We start from the raw sequence: 3,434 nt of genomic DNA on the forward strand, positions 1-3,434 counted from the left end.
CGAAGTCGGTGAGGTAACCGCAAGGAGCCAGCCGCCGAAGGTGGGGTAGATGATTGGGGTGAAGTCGTAACAAGGTAGCCGTATCGGAAGGTGCGGCTGGATCACCTCCTTTCTATGGAGTACCTCGAACCTGTAACGGTTCGGTACAAGAGACGTTAAGTCTCAAACACTTGCACAGCTCGTTGTTCAGTTTTGAAGGAGTAACTACCTTCAATCCGTTTGGTGATGATGGCGGAGGGGATCCACGCGTTCCCATCCCGAACACGACCGTTAAGCCCTCCAGCGCCGATGGTACTTGGACCGCAGGGTCCTGGGAGAGTAGGACGTTGCCAAGCGATTAAATCGCCCTTTCTGCAATTATGCGGAAGGGGCGATTTTTGTTTGTGGATATTTAGGGCATGAACAAATGCAAAAGTTTATGCATTTGTTCATACCGTACCAAGAAACGACGGCGCAGAAGCTGTTCAGCCACCCGCTTTCTTTTGTCGGCGAGGCGGTAACTGGTATAATGAATGCAGAACCTTTACTTTGCCCTGGAGCGTGATCCTAATGGCTGTCCATCCCGTCCCTTTTTTCTCCGGGGCGCTCTTTGCGAGAATGTCGTGCTTCGTATACTTGCCGTCGTCATATGAAGGCAGCGAGCGGGCTTACCCCGTCGTATATTTGTTGCATGGCATGTACGGCTGCGAGAGCAGCTGGCTGACGAAAGGAAATGTGGAACAAACGCTGGACCTAATGATGACGTCGGGCGAGCTTCGGGAATGTATCGTGGTGATGCCGAATGACGGGGGGTACGGCCAAGGGACATTTTATATCGACTGGTACGATGGAACGGGCAATTTTGAACAATATTTGCTTCATGACTTGGTGCCGTATATCGATGCGAATTATCGGACGATCCCCGAGCGGGCGTACCGTTTCGTCGGTGGCTACTCGATGGGGGGATTTGGCGCGTTCTCGCTCGCCTTGCGCAATCCGGCATTGTTCGGTGCCGCAGCCAGCTTGTCGGGAGCGCTCGGATCGGCGGGGAAGCTGCCATACAGCGATTTCTCCCGGTCCGATTGGGCCAGGATGATCGGTCCGCAGAAGGGCGACTATGCCAAAGGGTATGATTTGGCGCTGCTCAGCGAGGCGCGTTTGGCAGATGACAACAGGCCGGCTCTTTACTTCGATTGCGGGAAGGACGATTATTTGTACCCGTTGAACGTGTTATTCCAGCAGCATTTGCAGCAGATCGGCTATCCGCATAAATACTCGGAATTCGAAGGGGCGCATAATTGGGAGTATTGGACAATGCATTTGCCGGATACGCTGCGGTTTTTTGAATCGTGCTTCGCCAAATCGGACGGATAACAAGGGAAAAAGGGCGACTGCTTTAAGCGGTTGTCTTTTTTTTGAATTCAATGGATAATTTACGGGATTGTTTAATAAAGTCTGTTTTATGCCGTTGACGGTTTCGGACTAAAGCATTATGATGGAAGAAGTAATAAATACAAGTATGGAACAGGTGATTTATGTGATTCATGTGATCTGGAACGAGAAGCAGGCGCAGGCAGTATGGCGGCAGGGACGGGACGTTTACACGCCTTACTTGTTTGAGATCCTGAAGCAGGCTGGTATTGCTTATGATGCATGGACGCCGGAAGCGTGGCTCGGCAGCCGTCCCAAGGGTATAACGATAGTAGCGGGTTTGGATGACAGGAAGGATTGGCCGGAACTGTTCCGGGCTTATTGTGAAAGCGGCAATGCGGTACTGGCGGTCGGCGATACGTACGGGTTGGATCATATGCTCGGGGTGCAACAAGTACGCAAGGTCAAGGAAGGCTGGATCGACTGGAAGGGCTCGGCGCTCGCCGACGGGCTGCAAAGCTCGTTTCATTTCTTCGGTTCGATGCTGCTGAAGCCGACGGACGGTGTGGAGACTCATGGCACGATTACGCTGCAGACCGGCGCGGAAACCGCTCACCCTGCGGTGACCGTCAAGGCGTATCCACACGGAGCGGCGGCCATGTTGGCCGTTGATTTGCCCCGCACCTTCTGCCTTATGCAGCAAGGGGTGCCGGTCGTAAAGGACGGTACTCCGTCCTCGGACGGAACGGGTGCTATCAACGACGATATATTCAAGACAGACGACAGTTCGGTACTCGATTGGAACCGCGACCGCAACTCGATAGACGGCGGCGTTCCGTTCTACTTGCATCCGATCGTGGACGAATTCCGTATTATGCTGCTGCGGCTTCTGCACCGTCTCGGGGAATCGGTATCCCGGACGTTCGCGCAAGTGTGGTTTTGGCCGGAAGGGCTTGAAGCGATCGGCCACATTTCCCACGATACGGACGGCAACGTGAGCGAAGCGGCGGAAATGCTGCTGGACCGGCTGAAGGAAGCCGGAATCAAGTCGAGCTGGTGCATCATTATGCCGGGCTATCCCGAGCCTATTTACCGGCGTATCGTTGATGAAGGTCACGAGATCGCCCTTCACTATAACGCGCTGGAGGCGGAAGGCAACCGCTGGGACGAACAATTGTTCAACGAGCAGCTTGGGCTGCTGAAGAGTCAAATGAACGCTATGAATGTGTCCGTTCCCATAAAAATGAACAAAAACCATTACTTGCGCTGGGAAGGGGACGTGCAGTTCTTCAAATGGTGCGAAAGGGCGGGCATCGTCGTGGAGCAGAGCAAAGGCGGCACGAAGCAGGGCAATAAAGGCTTTCTGGCCGGAACGTGCCATCCGTACTTGCCCGTATCCGACGCCTCGGAACGCAATCGTCTCATGAACGTTTACAGCAATCCGACGCTAGCCTGGGATCCGCCGATCCCCCTTCGCTGCACGGCTCCCGAAGCAAGAGCGCTTGTGGACCGAAGCAAAGATGTATATGGCGTAGCGCATTTTCTGTACCATCCGGCTACGTTCAAAATGAATGAGAACGTCGGACCCGGCTTTGTCGACCTGATCCGATACGGGGAAGAGCAAGGATTGGCTTGGTGGACGGCACAGGATATGTACGAATGGCTCCAATTGCGCAGAAACGTCGAGGCGCGCGTAGAGAACGGGCATTTGGTTATTTCGGCGCAGCGCGAGTGCAAGGGGCTGACGGTTCTGTTGTCGGCCGATGCGGCCGCTCCGGAAGGCGGAGCTTCAACGGCAGTGAGAAGAGTCCAGCCGGTCGAGCGGATGGGCATTCCATTGCAGCAATGGATACTGGATGTTCCGGCTGGGAGAACGTCTATTCCGTTGAAGCCGGCCGTCTCCGTGGCGGGTTGACCGGTATTTTTACAGGTTCTAAAAGAAGGGCGGCCATGTGGGCAATGTCATTAAGTTAAGGCGAAGAGCCCAAAATTAAGAACAAGAGCAGGTTATCGAAAAGATAGCCCGCTCTTTTTTTGCACGAAAATAAAAAATAGAACTTGACAAACAGTTGGTAATGTGTGGC

2 protein-coding genes and 2 rRNA genes are annotated in these 3,434 nt (G+C 53.8%); all 4 read left to right on the forward strand.

Features of this window, described 5'->3' with window-relative positions:
- Positions 1-112 (forward strand): 16S ribosomal RNA (locus FE783_RS37145); the annotation flags it as partial.
- A 106-nt stretch (positions 113-218) separates the two neighbouring features.
- Positions 219-335 (forward strand): 5S ribosomal RNA (gene rrf / locus FE783_RS37150).
- Between the two features lie 214 nt (positions 336-549).
- Positions 550-1,353: an alpha/beta hydrolase gene (locus tag FE783_RS37155; protein ID WP_138884436.1), complete on the forward strand. Its 804-nt coding sequence runs from the start codon at positions 550-552 to the stop codon at positions 1,351-1,353.
- 145 nt (positions 1,354-1,498) lie between these two features.
- The gene (locus FE783_RS37160; protein WP_138884437.1) at positions 1,499-3,265 is read left to right on the forward strand and encodes a polysaccharide deacetylase family protein; all 1,767 of its coding nucleotides are present in this window, start codon (positions 1,499-1,501) and stop codon (positions 3,263-3,265) included.
- Positions 3,266-3,434 lie beyond the last annotated feature (169 nt).

Origin of the sequence: Paenibacillus mesophilus (assembly GCF_005938385.1) — a bacterium.
Classification (GTDB): Bacteria; Bacillota; Bacilli; order Paenibacillales; family NBRC-103111; genus Paenibacillus_AB; species Paenibacillus_AB mesophilus.

Bases quoted from the DNA above. Each gene is read 5' to 3' on its own strand.
- FE783_RS37155 (WP_138884436.1), top strand. From the start codon at position 550: ATGGCTGTCCATCCCGTCCCTTTTTTCTCCGGGGCGCTCTTTGCGAGA.
- FE783_RS37160 (WP_138884437.1), top strand. From the start codon at position 1,499: ATGGAACAGGTGATTTATGTGATTCATGTGATCTGGAACGAGAAGCAG.